Below are 23,508 nucleotides of genomic sequence, written 5' to 3' on the forward strand. Positions count from 1 at the left end.
GTCTTCATCCAGGCCGGTTTGATGCCGTATGAATAAACAGAACATTTGCCTGGGAGGAGCGGCTTATTAAACCGCTTTTCGCCAAGGGCCCCTCACTGGGCGTGCGCTTGTTGGTGCTGGCCGTGCTATCGGTCGCGCTGATGGTCGTTGACGCGCGTTTCAGCCTGCTTAAACCCGTACGCAGCCAGGCCTCGCTGGTGCTGATGGACGCCTACTGGATTACTGACCTGCCCGGACGGTTGTGGGAAGGTATCGCCAGCCAGTTTGGCAGTCGCACCGAGCTCGTGGCCGAAAACGAAAAACTCAAGTCGGAGAACCTGCTGTTGCAGGGGCGCATGCAGAAGCTTGCCGCCCTCACCGAGCAGAACGTCCGTCTGCGCGAGTTGCTCAATTCCTCCGCGCTGGTCAACGAGAAGGTCGAAGTGGCCGAGCTGATCGGCATGGACCCCAACCCTTTCACCCATCGCATCATCATCAATAAAGGTGAGCGTGATGGCGTGGTACTCGGTCAGCCGGTGCTCGATGCTCGCGGTCTGATGGGGCAGGTGGTCGAGCTGATGCCTTACACCTCCCGCGTATTGTTGCTGACCGACTCGACTCACAGCATTCCCGTGCAGGTGAACCGTAATGGTCTGCGGGCGATCGCCAGTGGGACGGGCAACCCGGAGCGCCTTGAGTTGCGCCATGTTGCCGATACTGCCGATATCAAGGAAGGGGATCTGTTGGTCAGCTCCGGCCTGGGTCAGCGTTTTCCGGCCGGTTATCCGGTGGCAACGGTCAAGGAAGTCATCCACGACTCCGGCCAGCCTTTCGCCATTGTTCGCGCTGTGCCGACCGCCGCACTGAACCGCAGCCGTTACCTGCTGCTGGTATTCAGTGACAACCGCACCGCCGAAGAACGTGCCAATGATGCCGCGCAGGCGCAGGAAAACCTTGATGCCTTCGGTGGCGGTCCGGTGATTCCAGCCACAGTGCCGAAAATCGTCACACCGCCTGCCGCAGCCGCAACAGCAACCCCTGCCACGGCGACACCGGCTGCGCCTGCCGCCAGCACCACGCCGGTCAAACCCGCTGCAAGCAAACCGCCTGCAGTCACACCAGCGGCCAGCAAACCACCGGCAAATCAACCGGCGGCTCGATCAGCGGCCAAACCGCCAGTCACTGCGCCGGCTACCACCGGGAGGCAAGAATAATGGTCGGGGCTACCGCATCGCGGAACGGCTGGATTGTCTGGCTGACGTTTATTGTCGGCATACTGCTCAGCGTGTCGCCACTGCCCATTTTCATGGAAATCCTGCGCCCGCTTTGGCTGGCCTTGCTCCTGACTTTCTGGGCTTTGTATCTGCCGCACACCGTCGGCATGGTCACGGCTTTCTGCCTGGGACTGGCCGAGGACGTGCTGCAGGGCGACCTGCTCGGTCAGAATGCCTTGATCCTGACCCTGATCACATTCCTGGTGCTTTCATTGCAGCAACGTCTGCGAATGTTCCCGATGTGGCAGCAAAGCCTGGTGATTCTGGTGATCTTCGGCCTTGCCCAGCTGGTACAGCTTTGGCTCAGTGCCTTGACCGGCAACCGTCAGCCGACCCTCGCGCTGGTCCTGCCGGCACTGGTCAGTGCCTTGCTCTGGCCATGGGTCAGCTTCGCTCTGCGTGGATTGCGCCGGCGCTACAAAATCAACTGATCGCTCAGGCATTTGCCCGTACCAGTGCTTGCCTCGCAAATGAAGAGCTTTTTGGGCGAGTGGATGTTGTTGCCAGACAAGGCGCCGTGACGAGTCATAGCGTGCTATGGCGAGTAGCGGCAACGCAGTAGGCAACACCAGACGCCGACCAAAGGGAACAGCATTTGCGAGGCCGGGCACCAAACAGGGAGATGTCTTGATGAAGCCGCTTTACCTCGCCTCAGGATCGCCGCGTCGGCGTGAATTGCTCACGCAGATCGGCATCCCGTTTACCGCCATCAGCGCGGATATCGATGAAACCCCTCTAGCCCATGAATCCCCATCGGCCTACGTCGAGCGCCTGGCGCGCGGCAAGGCCGAAGCCGGACAGCGCACGGTCGTTTCCGATGTGGCGTTTTGCGTACTGGGCGCCGACACCGCCGTGGTGCTGGACGGCAAAATTCTTGGCAAACCGGTGGACGAAGCCGATGCATGCGCCATGCTGATGATGCTGTCCGGAAAGGAGCACGAAGTGCTGACGGCGATTGCCGTGCTCGACGGCGAGCGCTGCGAGTCGCGTGTGGTGCGCAGTCTGGTGCGGTTCCGGTCGATCAGCCGCGAAGAAGCCGCCGCCTACTGGGCCAGCGGCGAGCCTCGGGACAAGGCGGGTGGCTACGGCATTCAGGGGCTCGGCGCGGTGTTCGTTGCCGGCCTCAATGGCAGTTACTCGGCGGTCGTCGGCTTGCCGGTGTGCGAAAGCGCAGAACTGCTCGGCCATTTCGGCATACCCTGTTGGCAAACCCTGAACGCGCAATGAGCGTCGAACGGAAAAGATGCGGCCATAATCGTGAACATGCCTGAACGAGACCCTGCCATGAGTGAAGAGATTCTGATCAACATCACGCCGATGGAATCGCGCGTGGCGGTGGTCGAAAACGGTGTGCTGCAAGAAGTGCACGTCGAGCGTACGCAAAAACGCGGGATCGTCGGCAACATCTATAAAGGCAAGGTGGTGCGCGTCCTGCCGGGCATGCAGGCGGCATTCGTCGACATCGGTCTGGATCGCGCAGCTTTCATTCACGCCTCGGAAATTTCCCTGCGCGAAGGCCCGGCGGTGGAAAGCATCAGCGCCCTTGTGCACGAAGGCCAGAGCCTGGTGGTTCAAGTCACCAAGGATCCGATCGGTTCCAAAGGCGCGCGGCTGACCACGCAACTGTCGATTCCGTCGCGCTATCTGGTGTACATGCCGCGCACCGCCCACGTCGGCATTTCCCTGAAAATTGAAGACGAAGCCGAGCGCGAACGTCTCAAACAGGTGGTCAGCGATTGCGTGGCCAAAGAAGGCATCAAGGAGGCCGGCGGCTTCATTCTGCGCACTGCCGCCGAAGGTGCCGGGGCCGATGAGATCCTGATGGACATCCGCTACCTGCGCCGCCTCTGGGATCAGATCAACGAACAGATCAAGACCATCGGCGCACCGAGCGTCATCTACGAAGACCTCGGCCTGGCGCTGCGCACCCTGCGCGATCTGGTCAGCCCGAAGATCGAGAAGATCCGCATCGACTCCCGGGAAACCTTCCAGAAGACCACGCAGTTCGTTGCCGAACTGATGCCGGAAATCGCCGATCGTCTGGAGCACTACCCGGGTGAACGGCCGATCTTCGATCTTTATGGCGTCGAGGATGAAATCCAGAAAGCCCTGGAACGCAAGGTGCCGCTGAAGTCCGGTGGCTATCTGGTGATCGACCCGGCGGAAGCCATGACCACCATCGATGTGAACACCGGGGCGTTTGTCGGTCATCGCAACCTCGAAGAGACCATCTTCAAGACCAACCTCGAAGCCGCGACCGCGATCGCCCGGCAGATGCGCCTGCGCAACCTGGGCGGGATCATCATCATCGACTTCATCGACATGGAAGATGAAGAGCATCAGCGTCAGGTGCTGCGTACTCTGGAGAAACAGCTGGAGCGCGATCACGCCAAGACCAACATCATCGGTATCACCGAGTTGGGTTTGGTGCAGATGACGCGCAAGCGCACCCGCGAAAGTCTCGAGCAAGTGCTGTGCGAACCGTGCAGCAGCTGTCAGGGCCGGGGCAAGCTGAAAACCCCGGAAACCATTTGCTACGAGATTTTCCGCGAGATCCTGCGTGAAGCCCGGGCCTATCAGGCCGAGGGTTATCGGGTGCTGGCGAACCAGAAGGTGGTGGATCGCCTGCTTGATGAAGAGTCCGGTAACGTGGCCGAGCTTGAAGGTTTCATCGGACGCACCATACGCTTTCAGGTGGAAACCATGTATTCCCAGGAACAATATGACGTGGTGCTGCTCTGAATCCCTGCGTCACCCTTTTCCTGAAACGGCTGGCCTCAGCTTTTTGCAGTATTTTTGCCATGGGAGCCAACTGACATGGAACGTCTGACACGCATTTTGGCCGCACTGACCCGCTGGGGTCTGGGCCTGTGCGCGTTGGTTCTGGTATTGATGGCGTTGTACGTCAGTCTCGGCCGGGAACTCACGCCGCTGGTGGCCGAATACCGCGCGGATATCGAAGACAAGGCCAGTGCTGCCCTGGGCATGCCGCTGCAGATCGGCGAGCTGGAAGGCAACTGGAGCGGATTTGCGCCGATCCTGCTGGCTCATGACGTGATGGTCGGCAGCGGCGCCAACGCCTTGCGCCTGGATCGGGTGCGTGCGGTGCCGGATCTGTGGGCCAGTCTGCTGGCTCGCGAAGTGCGAATCGCCCACCTTGAACTCAATGGCCTGAAGATCAGCCTCAAGGAAGGCGAAGACGGAAAGTGGGCGCTGGAAGGCCTGCCGGTGCAGCAGGATCAGCCCATGGATCCCGAGCAACTGTTCAACCGCATGCAAATGATTCAGCAACTGTCGGTGCTCGACAGCCAGGTGACCTTGCAGCCGCGGGAACAGGCACCGCTGACCTTCACGTATGTCGGCCTCAATCTAAAAACTGGCACCAGCCGCCAGCGCCTCGATGCGCGGTTGACCCTGCCGGACGGCCAGCCCGTGGCGCTGAGCCTGCGCACGCGGATTCGTGCGAACAACTGGCAGAACAGCGAAGTGGAAGGTTATGTCAGCCTGCCGCAGAGCGACTGGTCGAAATGGCTGCCCGAGCGCCTGACCCAACAATGGAATTTCTCCGAGATCAAGGCCGGCGGGGAGCTGTGGGTTAACTGGCGCGAAGGGGCGTTGCAGAGTGCTGCGATCCGTCTCAATTCGCCGCAACTGACCGGCGCCTATGCCGAACGCAAGCCGATCCAGATCAACAATCTGGCGCTCAACGGCTACTTCCAGCGCGGTCCGGAGGGAGCCACTGTCACGCTTGATTCGCTGGCGATGAATTTGGGCGAAACCCGTTGGGAATCGCATGTCCAGATCAAACAGACCGCTGCCACCGACAAGACTGAAGAACTCTGGCATTTGCAGGCCGACCGGCTCGACCTGACACCGATAACGCCCTTGCTCAATGCCCTCGGCCCGTTGCCCGAAGGCTTCGCCACCGTGGTCGAGCGCCTGAAAGTGACCGGCGGTCTGCGCAACGTGCTGCTGGATTTCCGGCCGAACGCCACCGACGACAGCAAATTCAGCTTCGCCGCCAACCTTGATCAGGTCGGTTTCGACGCCTATCACGGCGCCCCGGCGGCCCGGAACGTCAGCGGCAGTCTCAGCGGCAACCTCGGCGGCGGCGAGCTGCGCATGGACAGCAAGGATTTCGTCCTGCACCTCGATCCGATTTTTGCCAAGCCGTGGCAATACATTCAGGCCAACGCCCGATTGACCTGGAAGCTCGATAAAGAAGGTTTCACCCTGATCGCCCCCTACCTGAAGGTGCTCGGCGAGGAGGGCAAGATCGCTGGCGACTTCCTGATTCGCCTGCATTTCGATCACAGTCAGGAAGACTACATGGACCTGCGGGTCGGTCTGGTGGACGGCGACGGTCGTTATACCGCCAAGTACCTGCCGCAAGTCCTGAGCCCGGCACTCGACGAATGGCTGCGTACGGCGATTCTCAAGGGCGCAGTGGATCAAGGGTTCTTCCAGTATCAGGGCTCGCTGAACAAGAACGCCGGGGAAGCGGATCGCAGCATCAGCCTGTTCTTCAAGGTGCATGACGCCGAACTGGCGTTCCAGCCGGGCTGGCCGCATGTGAGCAAGGTCAACGGTGACGTGTTCATCGAAGACAGCGGCGTGCGTATTCTCGCCAGCAAGGGCCAGTTGCTCGACACTCAGGTCAGCGATGTCTTCGTCAATATTCCCCATGTGCCGAGCGGCGAGCACAGCCATATGTTCCTCGACGGCACCTTTGCCGGCGGGCTGGGCGATGGCTTGAAAATTCTTCAGGAAGCGCCGATCGGCACCGCCGACACCTTCGCCGGCTGGGAAGGCGAGGGCGATCTGCAAGGTACGCTCAAGCTCGATGTGCCGTTGGCCAAGGGCGATCAGCCGAAAATCCTCGTCGATTTCAAAACTGCCAATGCGCAATTGAAACTGGCGGAGCCGAAGCTCGAACTGAGCCAGCTCAAGGGTGATTTCCGCTTCGACAGCGCCAAGGGCCTGAGCGGGCAGAACATCAGTGCCCGGGCCTTCGACAAACCGGTCACCGCGCAAATTTTCGCCGACGGCGGCCCCGGCAAACTCAAGACCCGGGTGGCAGCGTCAGGGCAGGTCGAGGTCAAGAAACTCACCGACTGGCTGGGCGTGACTCAGCCGTTGCCGGTGTCCGGGACCCTTCCATATCAGCTGCAGGTGAATCTGGACGGTGCCGACAGCCAATTGATGGTCAGTTCCAGCATGAAGGGTGTGGCGGTGGATTTGCCGGCACCGTTCGGCATGGCCGCCGATGTCGGGCGTGACACGGTGTTCCGCATGACGTTGCAGGGACAGGAGCGGCGTTACTGGGTCAATTACGATCAACTGGCCAACTTCACCTTCGCTGCGCCACCGGACAATTTTGCCGATGGCCGTGGCGAATTGTTCCTCGGCGCCGGCGAAGCGGTGTTGCCGGGTAACAAAGGTTTGCGGATACGCGGCGTGTTGTCCGAGCTGGACGTCAAACCCTGGCAGGATCTGCTGGACAAGTACGCTGGTCAGGATCCAGGCGGCAATGCCAAGCAGTTGCTCAGCAGCGCGGACTTCAAGATCGGCAAACTCACGGCCTTCGGCACCACGCTGGATCAGGCGGCAGTGCAAGTGAATCGCAAGCCTGGCGCCTGGGCTCTGGCCCTCGACAGTCAACAGGCCAAAGGCACGGCCGGCATTCCCGACGCCAAGGGCGCGCCGATTGCGGTGAACCTGCAATACGTGCGGTTGCCGGCGCCGGATCCGACGGTGCAGGCCGACGAAAACGCGCCCGATCCACTGGCTTCGGTCGATCCGAGCAAGATTCCGGCGCTGGATATCACCATCAATCAATTGTTCCTGGGCCAGGACCTGGTCGGTGGCTGGTCGCTCAAGGTTCGGCCGACCGCCAAGGGCATCGCCCTGAACAACCTTGATCTGGGTCTCAAGGGCATTCTCTTGCAGGGCAGCGGTGGCTGGGAAGGTGCGCCCGGTGCCACGACCAGTTGGTACAAGGGGCGGATCGGCGGCAAGAACCTCGCCGATGTGCTCAAGGGCTGGGGTTTTGCGCCGAGCGTGACCAGCGAAGAATTCCACATGGATGTCGATGGCCGATGGCCGGGCTCGCCGGCGTGGCTGGCGACCAAACGTTTCTCCGGCACCCTCGATGCGTCGTTGAACAAAGGCCAGTTTGTCGAAGTGGAGGGCGGCGCTCAGGCATTGCGCGTATTCGGTCTGCTCAACTTCAACTCCATTGGCCGGCGTTTGCGTCTCGACTTCTCCGATCTGTTCGGCAAAGGCTTGAGCTATGACCGGGTGAAGGGATTGTTGGAGGCGACCAACGGCGTCTATGTCACGAAAGAGCCGATCAAGTTGACCGGCCCTTCGAGCAACCTGGAACTGGATGGCACGCTGGATCTGGTGGGCGACAAGGTGGATGCCAAATTGCTGGTGACGTTGCCGGTGACCAACAACCTGCCGATTGCCGCGCTGATTGTCGGCGCGCCGGCAGTCGGCGGTGCCTTGTTCCTGATCGACAAGCTGATCGGCGATCGCGTGGCGCGCTTCGCCAGCGTCAAATACACCGTCAAAGGGCCTTGGAAAGAGCCGAAAATCACCTTCGACAAGCCTTTTTGAACAGCCACCCTCTGAACCGATGGAGTAGCATGGCCGCATATCTCTTGCGGAGTGCGCCATGTCTTTAGCGGTGATTCAAATGGTCAGCCAGAGCGATGTGCTGGCCAATCTGCGCGATGCCCGACGTTTGCTCGAACAAGCAGCCAGTGCCGGCGCGAAGCTGGCCGTGCTGCCGGAAAATTTCGCGGCCATGGGGCGTCGCGACATCGCCGATATCGGCCGGGCCGAAGCGCTTGGCGATGGCCCGATCCTGCCGTGGTTGAAACAGACCGCCCGCGACCTCAGGTTATGGATTGTGGCCGGCACCTTGCCGTTGCCGCCAATGGGGCAGCCTGAGGCCAAGTCCCATGCCTGCTCGTTGCTGGTGAACGATCAGGGTGAAATCGTTGCCCGCTATGACAAGTTGCATCTGTTCGATGTCGACGTAGCGGACAATCGCGGCCGTTACCGCGAATCCGATGACTATGCTTATGGCAGTGGCGTGGTGGTCGCGGATACGCCGGTCGGGCGATTGGGTCTGACGGTGTGTTACGACCTGCGCTTCCCGGAGCTGTACAGCGAATTGCGCGCTGCCGGGGCTGAACTGATTACCGCACCGTCGGCTTTCACCGCTGTGACGGGGGCGGCGCACTGGGATGTGCTGATCCGCGCGCGGGCCATTGAAACCCAGTGCTATGTGCTGGCGGCCGCTCAGGGCGGAACGCATCCGGGGCCGCGTGAAACCTTTGGCCACGGGGCGATTGTCGATCCGTGGGGGCGCGTGCTGGCGCAACAGGAACGAGGCGAAGCCGTGCTGTTGGCCGAGCGCGACAGCAGTGAACAAGCGTCCATCCGGGCGCGAATGCCGGTGACGGGTCATCGGCGGTTTTTTTCGCAGGGCGCACAGCGACCTGCTTCAGAACACGAATTTAAGGCGTAAAACCTATGAGCGAGTTGTTGTCCTCAGTCAGTGATCACCTGTTGGCGCCCGGCGGCGTGACGATCGAGAGTCTGCAAGGCGTACTCGGTGATCTGGCGGGCCCAGGCATCGATGCGGCCGACCTGTATTTCCAGGGGCAGATTTCCGAGTCCTGGTCGCTGGAAGACGGCATCGTCAAGGAAGGCAGTTTCAACCTCGACCAGGGTGTCGGCGTGCGTGCGCAGTCCGGTGAGAAAACCGGTTTCGCCTACAGCAACGCGATCACCCTCGAAGCCCTCGGCGCAGCGGCCCGTGCGGCCCGTTCGATTTCCCGCGCCGGGCAGAACGGCACGGTGCAGGCGTTCAGCGCCCAGGACGTCGCCCAGTTGTATGCGCCGGATAACCCGCTGGAAGTGCTCAGCCGCGCTGAAAAAGTTGACCTGCTCAAGCGCATCGACGTTGCGACCCGCGCCCTAGACCCGCGTATCCAGCAGGTGAGCGTAAGCATGGCCGGGGTCTGGGAACGTATTCTGGTGGCTTCGACCGACGGTGGCCTGGCTGCCGATGTGCGTCCGCTGGTGCGTTTCAACGTCAGCGTGATCGTCGAGCAGAACGGTCGTCGCGAGCGTGGCGGCCACGGCGGCGGTGGGCGTACCGACTACCGTTATTTCCTCGCCGAAGACCGCGCCATGGGCTATGCCCGTGAAGCGTTGCGTCAGGCGCTGGTGAATCTGGAAGCGATTCCGGCACCCGCCGGCACCTTGCCGGTTGTTCTGGGCTCGGGCTGGTCCGGCGTGCTGCTGCACGAAGCGGTGGGTCACGGTCTGGAAGGCGACTTCAACCGCAAGGGCAGTTCGGCCTACAGCGGTCGCATGGGTGAAATGGTTGCCTCGAAACTTTGCACCATCGTCGATGACGGCACGTTGGCCGGTCGTCGCGGTTCCCTGAGCGTCGACGACGAAGGCACCCCGACCGAGTGCACCACGCTGATCGAAAACGGCGTACTCAAGGGCTACATGCAGGACAAGCTCAATGCGCGGCTGATGGGCGTGGCCCGTACCGGTAACGGTCGCCGTGAATCCTACGCGCACCTGCCGATGCCGCGGATGACCAACACATACATGCTCGGCGGCCAGAGCGATCCGGCGGAAATCATCGCCTCGGTGAAGAAGGGGATCTACTGCGCCAACCTCGGCGGCGGTCAGGTCGACATCACCAGCGGCAAGTTCGTGTTCTCCACCAGCGAGGCTTACCTGATCGAGGATGGCAAGATCACCGCACCGGTTAAAGGCGCAACGTTGATCGGCAACGGTCCGGAAGCGATGAGCCGGGTGTCGATGGTCGGTAACGATCTGGCGCTGGACAGCGGTGTGGGGACTTGCGGCAAGGACGGCCAGTCGGTGCCGGTAGGTGTCGGTCAGCCGACGCTGAAGATCGATGCGATCACCGTGGGTGGCACGGGCGCGTAAGAAGGGATGGAGCTTCGGGTGGCGCGCAGTGCGGCCACCCGGTGGCGAATATCAACGCAGACCGCGTTGAGTCTCGTCCAGCTCACGGATGTACTTGAAGATTTTACGGCTCGAGGCAGGAGGCTTGTTATGCGCTACCTCGTGCTGGGCCTGACGGATCAGGGAGCGCAGTTGCTGGCGGTCGGCGTCCGGGTACTCGACGACGAATTTCTCCAGCACGGCATCGTCACCGGCGATCAGGCGGTCACGCCAGCGTTCGAGGTTGTGGAACCGCTCGTTGTACTGACGGGTAGAGGCATCGAGTTGATCGAGCAGCTCAAGGATCGCGGTGGTGTCCTGATCGCGCATGAGTTTGCCGATGAACTGCAAATGCCGTTTACGTGCAATGTGCGCAACGTGTTTGGGCGCATCGGCCAGAGCCCGGCGCAGGGCGTCGGTCAGTGGCAGTTTGGCCAGCCGGTCCGGCTTGAGTGTCGTAAGGCGCTCGCCAAGGTCAACCAGAGCATGCAGCTCGCGTTTGACCTGGGATTTGCTTTTTTCTCCCGTATCGAGGGAGTCGTCGTAAGAATCAACCATGGTGGCAGTCCGCAAAGAAACGCCGCCATGATAACCAGTCGGGGGCCGCTTGTCCGGCCCGGTCGCTCGAAGGCCCCAGCCGAAAGCAGAATTTGAGTGGAGATGAGCATGAGTGCAGTTGAAAGCGTCGGCCCACAGGCATTGCCGGCACTGCAGGAACAGGTCGAGCAGATCATCGCCGAAGCCAAGCGTCAGGGTGCGAGTGCCTGCGAAGTAGCGGTGTCGCTGGAGCAGGGACTGTCCACGTCGGTGCGTCAACGTGAAGTCGAGACGGTCGAGTTCAACCGCGATCAGGGCTTTGGCATCACCTTGTACGTCGGTCAGCGCAAAGGCTCGGCCAGCACCTCCGCCACCGGGCCGGATGCGATTCGCGAGACCGTCGCTGCGGCGCTGGCGATTGCCAAGCACACCTCCGAAGACGAAGCCTCCGGGCTGGCCGATGCCGCGCTGATGGCCAGGGATATTCAGGATTTCGATCTGTTCCACGAATGGGACATCACCCCGGAGCAGGCCATCGAGAAAGCGCTGCTCTGCGAAGCCGCCGCTTTCGATGCCGATGCCCGCATCAAGAATGCCGATGGCACCACGTTGAGCACTCATCAGGGCTGCCGCGTGTACGGCAACAGCCATGGTTTCATCGGTGGTTATGCCTCGACCCGGCACAGCCTTAGCTGTGTGATGATCGCCGAGGCCGATGGCCAGATGCAGCGCGATTACTGGTATGACGTGAACCGTCAGGGCAGTTTGCTGGCGGATCCGGTGAGCATTGGCCAGCGTGCGGCACAACGGGCGGCGAGCCGTCTGGGCGCGCGTCCGGTACCGACCTGCGAAGTGCCGGTTTTGTTTTCAGCGGAACTGGCAGGTGGATTGTTCGGCAGCTTCCTGTCGGCGATTTCCGGCGGCAGTCTGTACCGCAAATCGTCATTCCTTGAAGGCACCCTGGGGCAGAAGCTGTTCCCGGAATGGTTGACCATCGACGAGCGCCCGCACCTGATGCGTGCCATGGGCAGTGCATCGTACGACGGTGACGGTCTGGCGACCTATGCCAAGCCGTTCGTCGAAAAGGGTGAGTTGGTCTCGTACATCCTCGGCACCTATTCGGGTCGCAAACTCGGCATGCCGAGTACCGCCAACGCCGGCGGCGTGCATAACCTGTTTGTCACTCATGGCGATGAAGACCAGGCGGCCTTGCTGCGGCGTATGGGGCGCGGGTTGCTGGTCACCGAGTTGATGGGCCATGGTCTGAACATGGTGACTGGTGATTACTCGCGCGGTGCGGCGGGTTTCTGGGTCGAGAACGGTGAAATCCAGTTCGCGGTGCAGGAAGTGACCATCGCCGGCAACATGCGCGACATGTTCAAGCAGATCGTCGCCGTTGGTAACGATCTGGAACTGCGCAGCAATATTCGCACCGGCTCGGTGTTGATCGAGAAGATGACTGTCGCGGGCAGTTAAGCCTCCGTCAGGTAAACAAAGGCGCGCCACCCGACCGGGCGGCGCGCTTTTTTTGTGTCCGCAAGTTTTTCCGGGCTCATGAGGGGAACAAAAAAGCTGCCCTTGTTTTGGTTCTTATTATCATATAATAATAAATCTCATTATCGTATGAGCCCCGGATCATGAGTTCTGCCTTGCACGAGCAGCCGTACCTTGAAAGCTGGCGCTGGATGAGTCGCCAGATCCGTTGCGCGATGGATCCCGATGAACCTCGTCTGATCGAACACTACCTGGCCGAAGGCCGATATCTGGCCTGCTGCACAGCGACCTCACCCTGGACGGTCGCTGAAACCTCTTTCCGTCTGCTGCTCGACACGGCCTCCGACATCGCGCTGCCGTGGCATTGGCGCAGCCTCTGTCTCGATCAAGCCTGGCGACCGCTGCGTGAAATGGAACGCCTCTCAATGTGCAAATGCCGGCTCAAACGCTGGCAAAGCTACACCTGGCAGCTCGCCACCTGCGAGTTGCAACCCTCGATTCCTCTCATTGAATTAGTCCAAGGATTTACCGATGACCAAGACACGTATTGAGCGCGACAGCATGGGCGAACTGCAGGTGCCGGTGGACGCTCTCTACGGCGCGCAGACCCAGCGTGCAGTGGATAACTTCCCGATCAGCGGCAAGCCGATGCCGACCCAGTTCATACGTTCCCTGATTCTGGCGAAAGCGGCCGCCGCCCGCGCCAACGTCGAACTCAACCAGATCAGCGCCGCGCAAGGCAAAGCCATCAGCGATGCCGCTCAAGCACTGCTGGAAGGCGACTTCATGCAGCATTTCCCGGTGGATATCTTCCAGACCGGCTCCGGCACCAGCTCCAACATGAACGCCAACGAAGTGATCGCCACCCTGGCCAGCCGCCTGCTCGAAGAACCGGTGAACCCCAACGATCACGTCAACTGCGGGCAGAGCAGCAACGACATCATCCCGACCACCATCCACGTCAGCGCCGCGTTGGCCCTGCACGAACAATTGCTGCCGGCGCTGCTTTATCTGGTACAAGTGATCGAGCGCAAGTCCGGGCAAGTCCATCATCACGTCAAGACTGGCCGCACCCACTTGATGGACGCGATGCCGGTGCGCATGAGTCAGGTACTCAACGGTTGGGCACAGCAGCTCAAGGCCAATATCGGTCATCTGCAGGATTTGCTGCCAAGCCTGCAATCTCTGGCCCAGGGCGGCACGGCGGTCGGCACCGGGATCAATGCGCATCCGGAGTTCGCAGCGCGTTTCAGCCGCCAGTTGAGCCTGTTGACCAACGTTCAGTTCACGCCGGGCAAGGATCTGTTCGCCCTGATCGGCTCGCAGGACACCGCCGTAGCGGTGTCGGGTCAGCTCAAGGCTACTGCCGTGTCGCTGATGAAAATCGCCAACGACCTGCGCTGGATGAATTCCGGCCCGCTCGCCGGCCTCGGTGAAATCGAGCTGGAGGGTTTGCAACCGGGGTCGTCGATCATGCCGGGCAAGGTCAATCCAGTAATTCCTGAAGCTACCGCCATGGTCGCCGCGCAAGTGATCGGCAACGATTCGGTGATCACCATCGCCGGTCAGTCGGGCAATTTCGAATTGAACGTGATGCTGCCGATCATCGCCCAGAACCTGTTGAGCAGCATCGGGTTGCTGGCCAACTCCAGCCGTCTGCTGGCCGACAAGGCCATCGCCAGCTTCAAGGTCAACGAGTCGCGGCTCAAGGAAGCGCTGTCGCGCAACCCGATTCTGGTGACCGCGCTCAACCCGATCATCGGTTACCAGAAAGCCGCCGAAATCGCCAAGCAGGCCTACAAACAGGGCCGTCCGGTGATCGACGTCGCGCTGGAACACACCGACCTGTCGCGCAGCCAACTGGAAGAGTTGCTCAATCCTGAGAAACTCACCGCCGGCGGCGTGTAAGCACCGCAACCGCTTTGGAGGTTCACCATGGAGCACTGGAAACGCACGATCGAACGGGCCAATCGCTGTTTCATGCTGGGCGATCTGATCGACGCCCGCGAGGCTTATCTGCAAGCCTTGGCCCTGGCTCAAGTGTTGTTCGAACGCTGGGCCGATGCCGACGAAGCAGTGGCGGCCTGCGTCATTTCCCATCACAACCTGGCGGATCTGCATCTGCGCCTGAATCAGCCGGAGGAGAGCGCCGAGTACCTCTGCGCTATCCACCAGCGCCTGTTGCAGACCATGCAGGACGAGCGACTGCGCCCGGCGCTGCGTGAAGCGGCATTGCGCCAGAGCAGCAAGACCTACGTAGAGCTGCTCAATTTCATCAGCGAACACGGCGAATACCCGCGCACCCAGCGTTTGCTGCACCCGGATACAGGCAATGCGCGCCGCGCGCCTGCCCCACATCACCATGGAGTCCATTGAAATGGCTTTTACCCTGCCAGCCTTGCCTTACGCCTACGACGCTCTGGAACCGCACATCGATGCGCAAACCATGGAGATCCACTACACCAGACATCACCAGACCTATATCAACAATCTGAACGCTGCAGTCGAGGGCACCGAATTCGCGGAATGGCCGGTGGAAAAACTGGTCGCCAGCGTCCAGCAACTACCGGAAAAACTTCGTGCGGCGGTGATCAACCAAGGCGGCGGTCACGCCAACCACTCGCTGTTCTGGGAAGTAATGGTGCCCAACGGGGGTGGTAAACCGGATGGTGCGCTGGCCAGGGCGATCGATGAACAATTGGGCGGCCTTGACAGCTTCAAGGACGCTTTCACCAAAGCCGCGCTGACCCGTTTCGGCAGTGGCTGGGCCTGGCTCAGCGTGACGCCGGACAAGAAACTGGTGGTGGAAAGCAGCGGTAACCAGGACAGCCCGCTGATGAGCGGCAATACGCCGATTCTCGGGCTCGATGTGTGGGAGCACGCGTACTACCTGCGTTATCAGAACCGTCGGCCGGAATACATCAGCGCGTTCTACAACGTCATCAATTGGTCGGAAGTCGCTGCGCGCTATCAGGCCGCGCTGGTTTAAGTCTTCTATAAAAACAATCCAAGGCTGACTATGGGCACTGAAACACTGGCGATCGGAAGTGGGCGTAAGTTTCGTTACGCAATTGGATCGCTGTTGCTGTTGGCGGGTATGACCTTGCTGGTCGCCCACGGACTGGAATGGCTGAATCTGGAGCCCAGGCTATCGCGTGCGTTGCAGGGCGGGGCGATTTGCGCCCTCGGCACCGCACTTGGAGCCGTTCCAGTGTTGGTGATCCGCAACATGCCCCAGGCATTGGGCGATACGCTGCTGGGTTTTGGCGCCGGTGTGATGCTGGCGGCGACCGCGTTTTCGCTGATCGTGCCGGGAATCGCCGCCGCCGAAAGTCTGGGACTGAGTTCGTGGGGCGCCAGCGGCCTGATCTGCTTCGGCATCATGCTCGGAGCGTTCGGTCTGTATCTGGTTGATCGCCGGGTGTCGGGCGCTTCGCCGGAAATGCTCATCGGCACTGTCGAGCATCCGGTGATTCCGCCGCGGATCTGGTTATTTGTGTTCGCCATCATCGCCCACAACATCCCGGAAGGGATGGCCGTCGGCGTCTCGGCTGGCGGTGGAATGCCGGACGCAGACAGTCTGGCGATGGGCATTGCCTTGCAGGATGTGCCGGAAGGGCTGGTGATTGCACTGGTGTTGGCTGGCGCCGGGATGTCGCGGGTGAAGGCGTTTTTGGTTGGCGCAGCGTCAGGACTGGTCGAGCCGGTGTTCGCGCTTCTGTGTGCGTGGCTGGTCAGTCTGGCCGAGTTGTTGCTGCCCTTGGGGTTGGCGTTGGCGGCGGGAGCCATGCTGCTGGTGGTGACTCACGAGGTTATCCCGGAGTCGCGACGCAATGGCCATGAGAAGCTGGCAAGTCTGGGATTGCTGATCGGCTTCTGTCTGATGATGGTGATGGACACGGCGTTGGGATGAGTCGGGAGGAGGGAGCGAGCTCCCTCGCCTCAAGTGTTTTCAACCACCTTCGTCGAAGTAGTTGTTAATCAGCGTTACCAACTCATCCATGGCTTCCTGTTCCTGATGACCTTCGGTGCTCAGGTATATTTTGGTGCCCTGGCCTGCAGCGAGCATCATCATCGCCATGATGCTTTTGCCGTCAACCGTGGTTTCCGGGGTGCGGCCCACTCTGATCGTGCAATCGGGAAACTTACCCGCCACCCCGACGAATTTTGCCGATGCGCGGGCATGCAGGCCCAGCTTGTTGATGATTTCTATTTCCCGAGCAGGCATCGCGGTGTGAATCCTTTAGCTGAGGTCGCGGTGGCGAACCTGGACGTTCTTCAGGGTCTTCTGCAGCGCCTGGCCAAGACGTTCGGTCAGGTAAACGGAGCGGTGATGCCCGCCGGTGCAGCCGATGGCAATGGTGACATAAGCGCGGTTGCTCGCCGCAAAGCGCGGCAACCATTTGTACAGATACGAGTAAATGTCCTGGTACATCTCCTCGACCTCCGGCTGCGCCGCCAGATACTCGGCGACCGGCTGATCGAGACCGGATTGTGCGCGCAGCTCCGGTTTCCAATACGGATTCGGCAGGCAGCGTACATCGAACACCAGATCCGCATCCACCGGCATGCCGCGTTTGAAACCGAACGACTCCACCAGAAACGCAGTGCCCGGCTCAGGCTGGTTCAGCAGGCGCAGCTTGATGGTGTCGCGCAGTTGATAGAGATTGAGGTTGGTGGTGTTGACCTTCAGATCGGCCAGATCGGCGATCGGGCCCAGCAGGGCGGTTTCGTCGTTGATGGCTTCGGCCAGCGAGCGGTTGGCATTGCTGAGCGGGTGACGACGACGGGTCTCCGAAAAACGTTTGAGCAATGTTTCGTCATCGGCATCCAGGTACAGGACATCGCACTGGATGTGCCGGCTGCGAACTTCCTCGAGCAGCTCTGGAAAACGTGACAGATGGCTCGGCAGGTTGCGGGCGTCGATCGAGACAGCCACCAGCGGCTGGAGCATTTCGGTATGCACCAGAGCGCGCTCGGCGAGATCCGGAAGCAAGCCGGCAGGCAGGTTGTCAATGCAGTAGTAGCCGTTGTCCTCAAGGACATCCAGGGCAGTACTCTTACCCGAGCCGGAACGGCCACTGACAATGATCAAGCGCATGATTACGGCCTGTTCTGTTCTTCCAGTACAACCTGGTACAAGGCTTCGTTGCTTGGCGCGCTACGCAGTCTGTCGCGCACATCCTTGCGGTCGAGCATGCTGGCGATCTGGCGTAAAAGCTCCAGGTGAGCATCGGTGGCGGCTTCCGGCACCAGCAGGACGAACAGAAGGTCCACAGGCGCGCCGTCGATAGCGTCAAAATCGATAGGGGCGTCAAGGTGCATCAGCGCACTGATCGGCGCTTCGCAGCCCTTGAGGCGGCAGTGGGGAATGGCGATGCCGTTGCCAAAACCGGTGGAACCCAGTTTTTCACGGGCAATCAATGCCTCGAAGACATCTTGCATCTCCAGATCCGGGACTTCCCGGGCGATCAGGTTGGCAATTTGTTCGAGGGCTTTCTTTTTACTGCCGCCCGGCACGTTCACCAGGGAACGGCCGGGGGTCAGGATACTTTCAAGTCGGATCATGGGGGTGGGGGTTATCGACCGGTAGCGCCCTGAAGCAGGCTCTGGGTCTTTTCCTTATGCTTTTTGAGTTGTTTATCAAGCTTGTCGGTCAGCGCGTCGATCGCAGCGTACATATCAGTATGTTCCGCGTTCGCGACGACTTCATTGCCGGGAATATGCAGCGTGGCTTCGATTTTCTGCTTCAGCTTTTCGACGCACATCGTGACTTGCACGTTGGTGATCTTGTCGAAATGTCCCTCAAGCCTCTTGAGCTTTTGCTCAACGTACTCACGGAGAGGTTGGGTAACTTCCAGTTGGTGTCCACTGATGTTGACTTGCATACAGCTTCTCCTTCGTTGCCAGTGCATAAAGCGGCAGGCCGAAGAGCCTGCCACTGGAACGCTGTAACGTGGCTTACATCAACCGCTTGCGTTCGCTCGAAGGCGCGATCCCGAGGGATTCGCGGTACTTGGCGACGGTGCGGCGAGCCACCTGAATGCCTTGTGCCTCCAGTAAACCAGCGATCTTGCTGTCACTCAACGGCTTTTTCTGATTTTCCGCGGCAACCAGTTTCTTGATGATCGCGCGGATCGCCGTGGAAGAGCATTCACCGCCTTCGGAGGTGCTTACATGGCTGGAGAAAAAGTATTTCAGCTCATATATGCCCCGCGGGGTATGCATGAATTTTTGCGTGGTCACTCGGGAAATTGTCGACTCGTGCATGCCCACTGCTTCAGCGATGTCATGCAGGACCAGCGGCTTCATGGCTTCGTCGCCGTACTCCAGGAAGCCGCGCTGATGCTCGACGATCTGGGTGGCAACTTTCATCAGGGTTTCGTTGCGGCTCTGCAGGCTCTTGATGAACCAGCGGGCTTCCTGCAACTGATTGCGCATGAAGGTGTTGTCGGCACTGGTGTCGGCACGACGTACGAAACCGGCGTACTGGGCGTTGACCCGCAGACGCGGCACTGATTCCTGGTTCAGCTCCACCAGCCAGCGTTCGTTGTCCTTGCGTACGATGACGTCAGGCACCACGTATTCGGCTTCGGTCGACTCGATCTGCGAGCCGGGGCGCGGGTTGAGGCTCTGCACCAGTTCGATGACCTGGCGCAGTTCGTCTTCCTTGAGCTTCATGCGGCGCATCAGTTGGCTGTAGTCGCGACTGCCGAGCAGGTCGATGTAATCGGTAACCAGGCGCTTGGCTTCGGCCAGCCAAGGGGTCTTGGCCGACAGCTGGCGCAATTGCAGCAGCAGGCATTCGCCCAGGTTGCGCGCGCCGATGCCGGCCGGTTCGAACTGCTGGATGCGGTGCAGGACGGCTTCGATCTCGTCCAGCTCGATATCGAGTTCCGGATCAAAGGCGTCGAGGATTTCTTCGAGGGTTTCGTCGAGGTAGCCCTGATTGTTGATGCAATCGATCAGGGTGACCGCGATCAGGCGATCGGTGTCGGACATCGGTGCCAGATTCAATTGCCACAGCAGGTGGCTTTGCAGGCTCTCGCCGGCGGAAGTGCGGGTGGTGAAGTCCCACTCGTCATCATCGCTGCTCGGCAGGCTGCTGGCACTGGTCTGATAGACGTCTTCCCAGGCGGTGTCGACGGGTAGATCGTTGGGGATTCGCTCGTTCCATTCGCCGTCTTCGAGGTTATCGACTGTCGGCGCGGTCTCCTGATAGGAGGGTTCCTGGATCTCGGTGTTGGGCTTCTGCTCGGCGTTGTCGGCCATGGGATCGGAGTTGTCGAAGTCGTCGCCGTCTTCCTGGCGTTCGAGCATCGGATTGGATTCCAGAGCCTCCTGGATTTCCTGCTGCAGATCCAGGGTCGACAATTGGAGCAGGCGGATGGCCTGTTGCAGCTGCGGTGTCATCGTCAGCTGCTGGCCCATTCTCAAGACTAGCGATGGTTTCATGGCAGGGGCTTAACACCTTTTTCGCCGGCGCTATGCGCCATCCACTACAGGGCGCCGGGGCGCCAAACTTAAGCAAATTATATGCCTGAAACTGTCGTGTTTGCCTAGAGCGCTGTAACAATAAAAGCGTATAAAAAAGCGCTTCAACGTTACAGCACCCGAACGGCTGATCGAATGCCGTCTTGCTTACAGGCGGAACTCGTGACCCAGGTAGACTTCCTTCACCAGATCGTTGGCGAGGATGGTCGCGGAGTCGCCTTCAGCGATCAACTGGCCGTCGTTGACGATGTAGGCGGTTTCGCAGATATCCAGCGTCTCGCGGACGTTGTGGTCGGTGATCAGTACACCGATGCCCTTGGCCTTGAGGTGGTGGATGATCTGCTTGATGTCGCCGACCGAGATAGGGTCGACACCCGCGAACGGTTCGTCGAGCAGGATGAACTTCGGTGCCGTGGCCAGTGCGCGGGCGATTTCCACCCGGCGGCGCTCACCACCGGACAGGCTCATGCCAAGGTTGTCGCGGATGTGGCTGATGTGGAATTCCTGCAGCAGGCTTTCCAGCTCCTTGCGACGACCGGCCTTGTCGAGTTCCTGGCGGGTCTCGAGGATGGCCATGATGTTGTCGGCGACCGACAGTTTGCGGAAGATCGACGCTTCCTGCGGCAGATAGCCGATACCAGCCTTGGCGCGACCGTGCATCGGCTGGTGGCTGACGTCCAGATCGTCGATCAGTACGCGACCCTGATCGGCCTGGACCAGGCCGACGATCATGTAGAAACAGGTGGTCTTGCCGGCGCCGTTCGGGCCGAGCAGGCCGACGATCTGACCGCTGTCGATCGACAGGCTGACGTCGCGCACGACCTGGCGGCTTTTATAGGCCTTGGCCAGGTGCTGAGCTTTCAGAGTTGCCATTACTGGGTTTTCTCGTCGGTTTTCTTCTTCGGCTGGATCACCATGTCGATGCGCGGACGCGCTTCGGTGACCTTGCTGCCAGTGGCTCGACCGGCGCTGGCCAGTTTTTTCACCGTGTCATAGACGATTTTCTCGCCTTGAGTGGTGTTGTTGTCCTTGTCGACGACTTTGGCCTTGTCGATCAGTACAACGCGGTTCTGCTGTGCGTGGTACTGAATGGTCACGCCCCAGCCCTGAACGGGTTTGGTGTCGCCGGCAGTCTGCAACTGTTCGAAGTAGGCGAGGTTGCCAACCGAAGTCACGACGTCGATGTCGCCGTTGGGCGCACGGGTCATGGTCACGGTGTTGCCTTTGACGACCATCGAACCCTGGGTGATGATCACGTCGCCTTTATAGGTGGCAACGCCGTTCTTGTCGTCCAGCTGGGCATCGTCGGCCTGAATGCGGATTGGCTGCTCTTGATCGTTCGGCAGAGCCCAGGCGCTCACGCTTCCCAGTGCTGCGCCCAGACTGAGCAAAATAGGGAGGGTTTTAACGAGCCTCATACTGTCCTCTTACGTTCGATAGCAGGTGTATCCTGCTTTCCTTCAAATACGCTTTCATTCCTACGCCAGTCGATACACCGCCAGCGCCGTCGATTCTAACGGGTTGCTGGGTCTGCGCATATTGCTGCTGCGGGAACACCGTCATGCGAGTGGAGGTGATCAGGGTATCGCGGTTCTTTTCGTCGGTGCGCTTGACACGTACCGAGTCGATCAGTTCGACCTCGGTGCCACCGGAGTTCACTTCGCCGCGTTCACTGGTTACGTGCCATGGAAAATCGGTGCCACGGAACATGTTCAGATCGGGCTTGGTGACCAGTGTAATGTCGGTCGCCTTGACGTGCTCAGCCTTGTCGGACGTCATTTCGTACTGCACTTTGCCGTCTTCGAGGTACTGGATCGTGTGTGTATTGGTCGCATACCAGTCGATCGGGCTTTCCTCTGCCGAAACCGGCGGTTTGTCGAGGAAGCGCTCCGGGCTGATGTTCCAGTAGCCGACCGCACCGAAAATCGCTGCGATGCAACCGAACAGCAGGATGTTGCGAAACTTTTTGCTAAACATGGTTGGACTCACAGGTACGCGTTGTTGGCGGCGTCGAGGCTGCCTTGGGCGCGCAGGATCAGTTCGCAGAATTCGCGGGCGGCACCTTCGCCGCCCCGGGCCTGGGTCACGCCATGGGCGTGCTCGCGCACGAATGCAGCGGCGTTGGCTACGGCCATGCCCAGCCCCACGCGGCGGATCACCGGCAGATCCGGCAGGTCATCACCGAGATAGGCCACTTGTTCATAGCTTAGGCCCAGTTGCTCCAGAAGACCGTCGAGAACGACCAGTTTGTCTTCGCGGCCCTGAAACAGGTGCGCAATGCCGAGGTTTTTTGCCCGGCGCTCGACCACTGGAGTCTTGCGACCGCTGATGATGGCGGTCTGGACGCCGGCGTTCATCAGCATCTTGATGCCCTGGCCATCGAGCGTATTGAAAGTCTTGAACTCGCTGCCGTCTTCAAGGAAGTACAGGCGACCGTCGGTGAGGACACCGTCGACGTCGAAAACCGCCAGTTTGATGGCTTTGCCGCGTTGCAGCAGATCGTTGGTCATTTACATCACTCCTGCGCGCAGCAGATCGGAGAGGTTGAAGGCGCCGACCGGGCGATCCTCTTCATCCACGACAACCAGTGCGTTGATTCGGTGGTCTTCCATGATTTTCAGGGCCTCGGCGGCGAGCATCTCGGCGCGGGCGGTCTTGCCGTGCACGGTCATCACCTGGTCGATGGTGGCGCTGTGGATATCGATGCTGCGATCCAGGGTGCGACGCAGGTCGCCGTCAGTGAAGATCCCGGCCAGTTTGCCGTCCGTTTCAAGAATGACGGTCATGCCCAGGCCCTTGCGGGTCATTTCCATCAATGCATCCTTGAGCAGGGTGCCGCGCTGTACCTGCGGCAGTTCCTGACCAGCGTGCATGACATTTTCCACTTTAAGCAGCAGGCGCCGTCCCAGCGCGCCGCCCGGGTGGGAAAAGGCGAAGTCTTCGGCAGTGAAGCCGCGCGCTTCCAGCAGCGCCACGGCCAGGGCGTCGCCCATGACCAGTGCGGCGGTGGTCGAGGAGGTCGGCGCCAGGTTCAGCGGGCAGGCTTCGTGCTCGACGTGCACGTTGAGATTGACCTCGGCAGCCTTGGCCAGCGGCGATTGCGGATTGCCGGTGACGCTGATCAGCTGGATGCCCAGGCGTTTGATCAGTGGCAGCAGGGTAACGATTTCGTTGGTGGAGCCGGAGTTCGACAGGGCCAGAATCACGTCGTCACGGGTGATCATGCCCATGTCGCCGTGACTGGCCTCGGCCGGGTGCACGAAAAACGCCGGGGTGCCGGTGCTGGCCAGGGTCGCGGCAATCTTGTTGCCGATGTGTCCGGACTTGCCCATGCCGACCACGACAACACGGCCCTTGCTGGCCAGAATCATCTCGCAAGCGCGTACGAAATCGGCGTCGATATGGGGCAACAAGCCTTGTACGGCTTCCACTTCGAGGCGGACGGTGCGTTGTGCCGATTGAATCAGGTCGCTGGTTTGGCTCATGTCAGAAATCGTATAGCCCGATGAAAAGGCGGCGATTATAGCGGTTATGTTGAAAAGCCTCACGCAAGTTCGTCGTGCTTTGTCATTCCTTGTTGCCAAAACTCTGTAAATAAGGCTTCAAGCCCTTCAAGTCGCAGAAGGCAGGCCGGTGCAGGCCTTGGGCGCTTGCCCTTTGCAGTGATATAGTTCGCCGCCAGTTCGGCCTGCCCGGGATGTAGGGGCTTTCCTCCAGAAAGCCA

Annotated in this window: 24 protein-coding genes; 13 read left to right on the plus strand and 11 right to left on the minus strand. The window is 60.4% G+C overall.

Annotation, left to right across the window (positions count from 1 at the left end; genetic code table 11):
• Window positions 1-65: 65 nt before the first annotated feature.
• The 7 genes from mreC (at window position 66) to tldD (ending at window position 10,241) form a co-directional block, all read left to right on the plus strand.
• Window positions 66-1,193, plus strand: a complete 1,128-nt coding sequence (gene mreC / locus CAF73_RS08585; protein ID WP_085702466.1) for a rod shape-determining protein MreC — start codon at window positions 66-68, stop codon at window positions 1,191-1,193.
• Entirely contained in the window at window positions 1,193-1,684 is a 492-nt protein-coding gene (mreD, locus tag CAF73_RS08590; protein ID WP_064593386.1) for a rod shape-determining protein MreD, read from the plus strand. The genes mreC and mreD overlap by 1 nt, the downstream gene beginning before the upstream one ends.
• A 199-nt stretch (window positions 1,685-1,883) precedes the next feature.
• Window positions 1,884-2,480, plus strand: coding sequence for a nucleoside triphosphate pyrophosphatase (locus CAF73_RS08595; RefSeq protein ID WP_085702467.1), 597 nt, complete (start codon window positions 1,884-1,886; stop codon window positions 2,478-2,480).
• 57 nt (window positions 2,481-2,537) lie between these two features.
• Complete coding sequence (gene rng, locus CAF73_RS08600; RefSeq protein WP_007953605.1) at window positions 2,538-3,995, plus strand: ribonuclease G; 1,458 nt, start codon at window positions 2,538-2,540, stop codon at window positions 3,993-3,995.
• Window positions 3,996-4,070: 75 nt separating this feature from the next.
• A complete protein-coding gene (locus CAF73_RS08605; RefSeq protein WP_085702468.1) occupies window positions 4,071-7,874 on the plus strand; it encodes a YhdP family protein in 3,804 nt (1,267 codons plus the stop codon).
• Window positions 7,875-7,932: 58 nt separating this feature from the next.
• On the plus strand, window positions 7,933-8,793 hold the full coding sequence (locus CAF73_RS08610; protein WP_085698450.1) for a carbon-nitrogen hydrolase family protein: 861 nt from the start codon (window positions 7,933-7,935) through the stop codon (window positions 8,791-8,793).
• 5 nt (window positions 8,794-8,798) lie between these two features.
• A complete protein-coding gene (gene tldD / locus CAF73_RS08615; RefSeq protein WP_085702469.1) occupies window positions 8,799-10,241 on the plus strand; it encodes a metalloprotease TldD in 1,443 nt (480 codons plus the stop codon).
• A 51-nt stretch (window positions 10,242-10,292) separates the two neighbouring features.
• On the opposite strand, the gene yjgA is transcribed toward tldD, so the two are convergent.
• The gene (yjgA, locus tag CAF73_RS08620) at window positions 10,293-10,817 is read right to left on the minus strand and encodes a ribosome biogenesis factor YjgA (protein ID WP_085698452.1); all 525 of its coding nucleotides are present in this window, start codon (window positions 10,815-10,817) and stop codon (window positions 10,293-10,295) included.
• A gap of 108 nt (window positions 10,818-10,925) precedes the next feature.
• On the opposite strand from yjgA, the gene pmbA reads away from it, so the two are divergent.
• The 6 genes from pmbA (at window position 10,926) to CAF73_RS08650 (ending at window position 16,203) form a co-directional block, all read left to right on the plus strand.
• On the plus strand, window positions 10,926-12,272 hold the full coding sequence (pmbA, locus tag CAF73_RS08625; RefSeq protein WP_085702470.1) for a metalloprotease PmbA: 1,347 nt from the start codon (window positions 10,926-10,928) through the stop codon (window positions 12,270-12,272).
• A gap of 161 nt (window positions 12,273-12,433) precedes the next feature.
• Entirely contained in the window at window positions 12,434-12,841 is a 408-nt protein-coding gene (locus CAF73_RS08630) for a FagA protein (RefSeq protein WP_085702471.1), read from the plus strand.
• Window positions 12,822-14,198, plus strand: coding sequence for a lyase family protein (locus tag CAF73_RS08635; protein WP_085702472.1), 1,377 nt, complete (start codon window positions 12,822-12,824; stop codon window positions 14,196-14,198). The genes CAF73_RS08630 and CAF73_RS08635 overlap by 20 nt, the downstream gene beginning before the upstream one ends.
• A gap of 27 nt (window positions 14,199-14,225) precedes the next feature.
• The gene (locus CAF73_RS08640) at window positions 14,226-14,666 is read left to right on the plus strand and encodes a hypothetical protein (RefSeq protein ID WP_085698456.1); all 441 of its coding nucleotides are present in this window, start codon (window positions 14,226-14,228) and stop codon (window positions 14,664-14,666) included.
• Window position 14,667: 1 nt separating this feature from the next.
• Window positions 14,668-15,279, plus strand: coding sequence for a superoxide dismutase (locus CAF73_RS08645; protein ID WP_085702473.1), 612 nt, complete (start codon window positions 14,668-14,670; stop codon window positions 15,277-15,279).
• Between the two features lie 30 nt (window positions 15,280-15,309).
• A complete protein-coding gene (locus tag CAF73_RS08650) occupies window positions 15,310-16,203 on the plus strand; it encodes a ZIP family metal transporter (protein WP_085702474.1) in 894 nt (297 codons plus the stop codon).
• A gap of 39 nt (window positions 16,204-16,242) precedes the next feature.
• On the opposite strand, the gene CAF73_RS08655 is transcribed toward CAF73_RS08650, so the two are convergent.
• From CAF73_RS08655 to CAF73_RS08700, 10 genes are all read right to left on the minus strand, one after another.
• Window positions 16,243-16,518 carry an HPr family phosphocarrier protein gene (locus CAF73_RS08655; protein WP_085702475.1) on the minus strand — a complete coding sequence of 92 codons (276 nt, stop codon included), beginning with the start codon at window positions 16,516-16,518 and terminating at the stop codon, window positions 16,243-16,245.
• 15 nt (window positions 16,519-16,533) lie between these two features.
• Window positions 16,534-17,391: an RNase adapter RapZ gene (rapZ, locus tag CAF73_RS08660; protein ID WP_085698460.1), complete on the minus strand. Its 858-nt coding sequence runs from the start codon at window positions 17,389-17,391 to the stop codon at window positions 16,534-16,536.
• A 2-nt stretch (window positions 17,392-17,393) separates the two neighbouring features.
• On the minus strand, window positions 17,394-17,858 hold the full coding sequence (gene ptsN, locus CAF73_RS08665) for a PTS IIA-like nitrogen regulatory protein PtsN (RefSeq protein ID WP_007953580.1): 465 nt from the start codon (window positions 17,856-17,858) through the stop codon (window positions 17,394-17,396).
• Window positions 17,859-17,869: 11 nt separating this feature from the next.
• Window positions 17,870-18,178 carry a ribosome hibernation-promoting factor, HPF/YfiA family gene (hpf, locus tag CAF73_RS08670; RefSeq protein ID WP_007953578.1) on the minus strand — a complete coding sequence of 103 codons (309 nt, stop codon included), beginning with the start codon at window positions 18,176-18,178 and terminating at the stop codon, window positions 17,870-17,872.
• Between the two features lie 73 nt (window positions 18,179-18,251).
• Complete coding sequence (locus CAF73_RS08675) at window positions 18,252-19,745, minus strand: RNA polymerase factor sigma-54 (protein WP_085698462.1); 1,494 nt, start codon at window positions 19,743-19,745, stop codon at window positions 18,252-18,254.
• A 186-nt stretch (window positions 19,746-19,931) separates the two neighbouring features.
• Window positions 19,932-20,657, minus strand: a complete 726-nt coding sequence (gene lptB, locus CAF73_RS08680; RefSeq protein ID WP_007953572.1) for an LPS export ABC transporter ATP-binding protein — start codon at window positions 20,655-20,657, stop codon at window positions 19,932-19,934.
• Complete coding sequence (gene lptA, locus CAF73_RS08685) at window positions 20,657-21,202, minus strand: lipopolysaccharide transport periplasmic protein LptA (RefSeq protein ID WP_085698463.1); 546 nt, start codon at window positions 21,200-21,202, stop codon at window positions 20,657-20,659. The genes lptB and lptA overlap by 1 nt, the downstream gene beginning before the upstream one ends.
• Window positions 21,189-21,761, minus strand: coding sequence for an LPS export ABC transporter periplasmic protein LptC (gene lptC, locus CAF73_RS08690; protein WP_007953568.1), 573 nt, complete (start codon window positions 21,759-21,761; stop codon window positions 21,189-21,191). Before lptC ends, lptA begins: the two co-directional genes overlap by 14 nt.
• 8 nt (window positions 21,762-21,769) lie before the next feature.
• A complete protein-coding gene (locus tag CAF73_RS08695) occupies window positions 21,770-22,294 on the minus strand; it encodes an HAD family hydrolase (protein WP_085702476.1) in 525 nt (174 codons plus the stop codon).
• Window positions 22,295-23,269, minus strand: coding sequence for a KpsF/GutQ family sugar-phosphate isomerase (locus CAF73_RS08700; protein WP_085702477.1), 975 nt, complete (start codon window positions 23,267-23,269; stop codon window positions 22,295-22,297).
• Window positions 23,270-23,508 lie beyond the last annotated feature (239 nt).

The organism is Pseudomonas sp. B15(2017) (assembly GCF_002113215.1).
Taxonomy (GTDB): Bacteria; Pseudomonadota; Gammaproteobacteria; order Pseudomonadales; family Pseudomonadaceae; genus Aquipseudomonas.

What these genes read in the sequence shown, in the direction of transcription:
- ptsN (WP_007953580.1), bottom strand. Translation starts at nt 17,858, where the DNA reads ATGATCCGACTTGAAAGTATCCTGACCCCCGGCCGTTCCCTGGTGAAC.
- lptC (WP_007953568.1), bottom strand. Translation starts at nt 21,761, where the DNA reads ATGTTTAGCAAAAAGTTTCGCAACATCCTGCTGTTCGGTTGCATCGCA.
- CAF73_RS08675 (WP_085698462.1), bottom strand. Translation starts at nt 19,745, where the DNA reads ATGAAACCATCGCTAGTCTTGAGAATGGGCCAGCAGCTGACGATGACA.
- CAF73_RS08640 (WP_085698456.1), top strand. Translation starts at nt 14,226, where the DNA reads ATGGAGCACTGGAAACGCACGATCGAACGGGCCAATCGCTGTTTCATG.
- lptA (WP_085698463.1), bottom strand. Translation starts at nt 21,202, where the DNA reads ATGAGGCTCGTTAAAACCCTCCCTATTTTGCTCAGTCTGGGCGCAGCA.
- CAF73_RS08650 (WP_085702474.1), top strand. Translation starts at nt 15,310, where the DNA reads ATGGGCACTGAAACACTGGCGATCGGAAGTGGGCGTAAGTTTCGTTAC.
- tldD (WP_085702469.1), top strand. Translation starts at nt 8,799, where the DNA reads ATGAGCGAGTTGTTGTCCTCAGTCAGTGATCACCTGTTGGCGCCCGGC.
- CAF73_RS08635 (WP_085702472.1), top strand. Translation starts at nt 12,822, where the DNA reads ATGACCAAGACACGTATTGAGCGCGACAGCATGGGCGAACTGCAGGTG.
- CAF73_RS08595 (WP_085702467.1), top strand. Translation starts at nt 1,884, where the DNA reads ATGAAGCCGCTTTACCTCGCCTCAGGATCGCCGCGTCGGCGTGAATTG.
- rapZ (WP_085698460.1), bottom strand. Translation starts at nt 17,391, where the DNA reads ATGCGCTTGATCATTGTCAGTGGCCGTTCCGGCTCGGGTAAGAGTACT.
- yjgA (WP_085698452.1), bottom strand. Translation starts at nt 10,817, where the DNA reads ATGGTTGATTCTTACGACGACTCCCTCGATACGGGAGAAAAAAGCAAA.
- lptB (WP_007953572.1), bottom strand. Translation starts at nt 20,657, where the DNA reads ATGGCAACTCTGAAAGCTCAGCACCTGGCCAAGGCCTATAAAAGCCGC.
- pmbA (WP_085702470.1), top strand. Translation starts at nt 10,926, where the DNA reads ATGAGTGCAGTTGAAAGCGTCGGCCCACAGGCATTGCCGGCACTGCAG.
- CAF73_RS08605 (WP_085702468.1), top strand. Translation starts at nt 4,071, where the DNA reads ATGGAACGTCTGACACGCATTTTGGCCGCACTGACCCGCTGGGGTCTG.
- mreD (WP_064593386.1), top strand. Translation starts at nt 1,193, where the DNA reads ATGGTCGGGGCTACCGCATCGCGGAACGGCTGGATTGTCTGGCTGACG.
- CAF73_RS08655 (WP_085702475.1), bottom strand. Translation starts at nt 16,518, where the DNA reads ATGCCTGCTCGGGAAATAGAAATCATCAACAAGCTGGGCCTGCATGCC.
- CAF73_RS08695 (WP_085702476.1), bottom strand. Translation starts at nt 22,294, where the DNA reads ATGACCAACGATCTGCTGCAACGCGGCAAAGCCATCAAACTGGCGGTT.
- CAF73_RS08610 (WP_085698450.1), top strand. Translation starts at nt 7,933, where the DNA reads ATGTCTTTAGCGGTGATTCAAATGGTCAGCCAGAGCGATGTGCTGGCC.
- CAF73_RS08700 (WP_085702477.1), bottom strand. Translation starts at nt 23,269, where the DNA reads ATGAGCCAAACCAGCGACCTGATTCAATCGGCACAACGCACCGTCCGC.
- CAF73_RS08645 (WP_085702473.1), top strand. Translation starts at nt 14,668, where the DNA reads ATGGCTTTTACCCTGCCAGCCTTGCCTTACGCCTACGACGCTCTGGAA.
- hpf (WP_007953578.1), bottom strand. Translation starts at nt 18,178, where the DNA reads ATGCAAGTCAACATCAGTGGACACCAACTGGAAGTTACCCAACCTCTC.
- rng (WP_007953605.1), top strand. Translation starts at nt 2,538, where the DNA reads ATGAGTGAAGAGATTCTGATCAACATCACGCCGATGGAATCGCGCGTG.
- CAF73_RS08630 (WP_085702471.1), top strand. Translation starts at nt 12,434, where the DNA reads ATGAGTTCTGCCTTGCACGAGCAGCCGTACCTTGAAAGCTGGCGCTGG.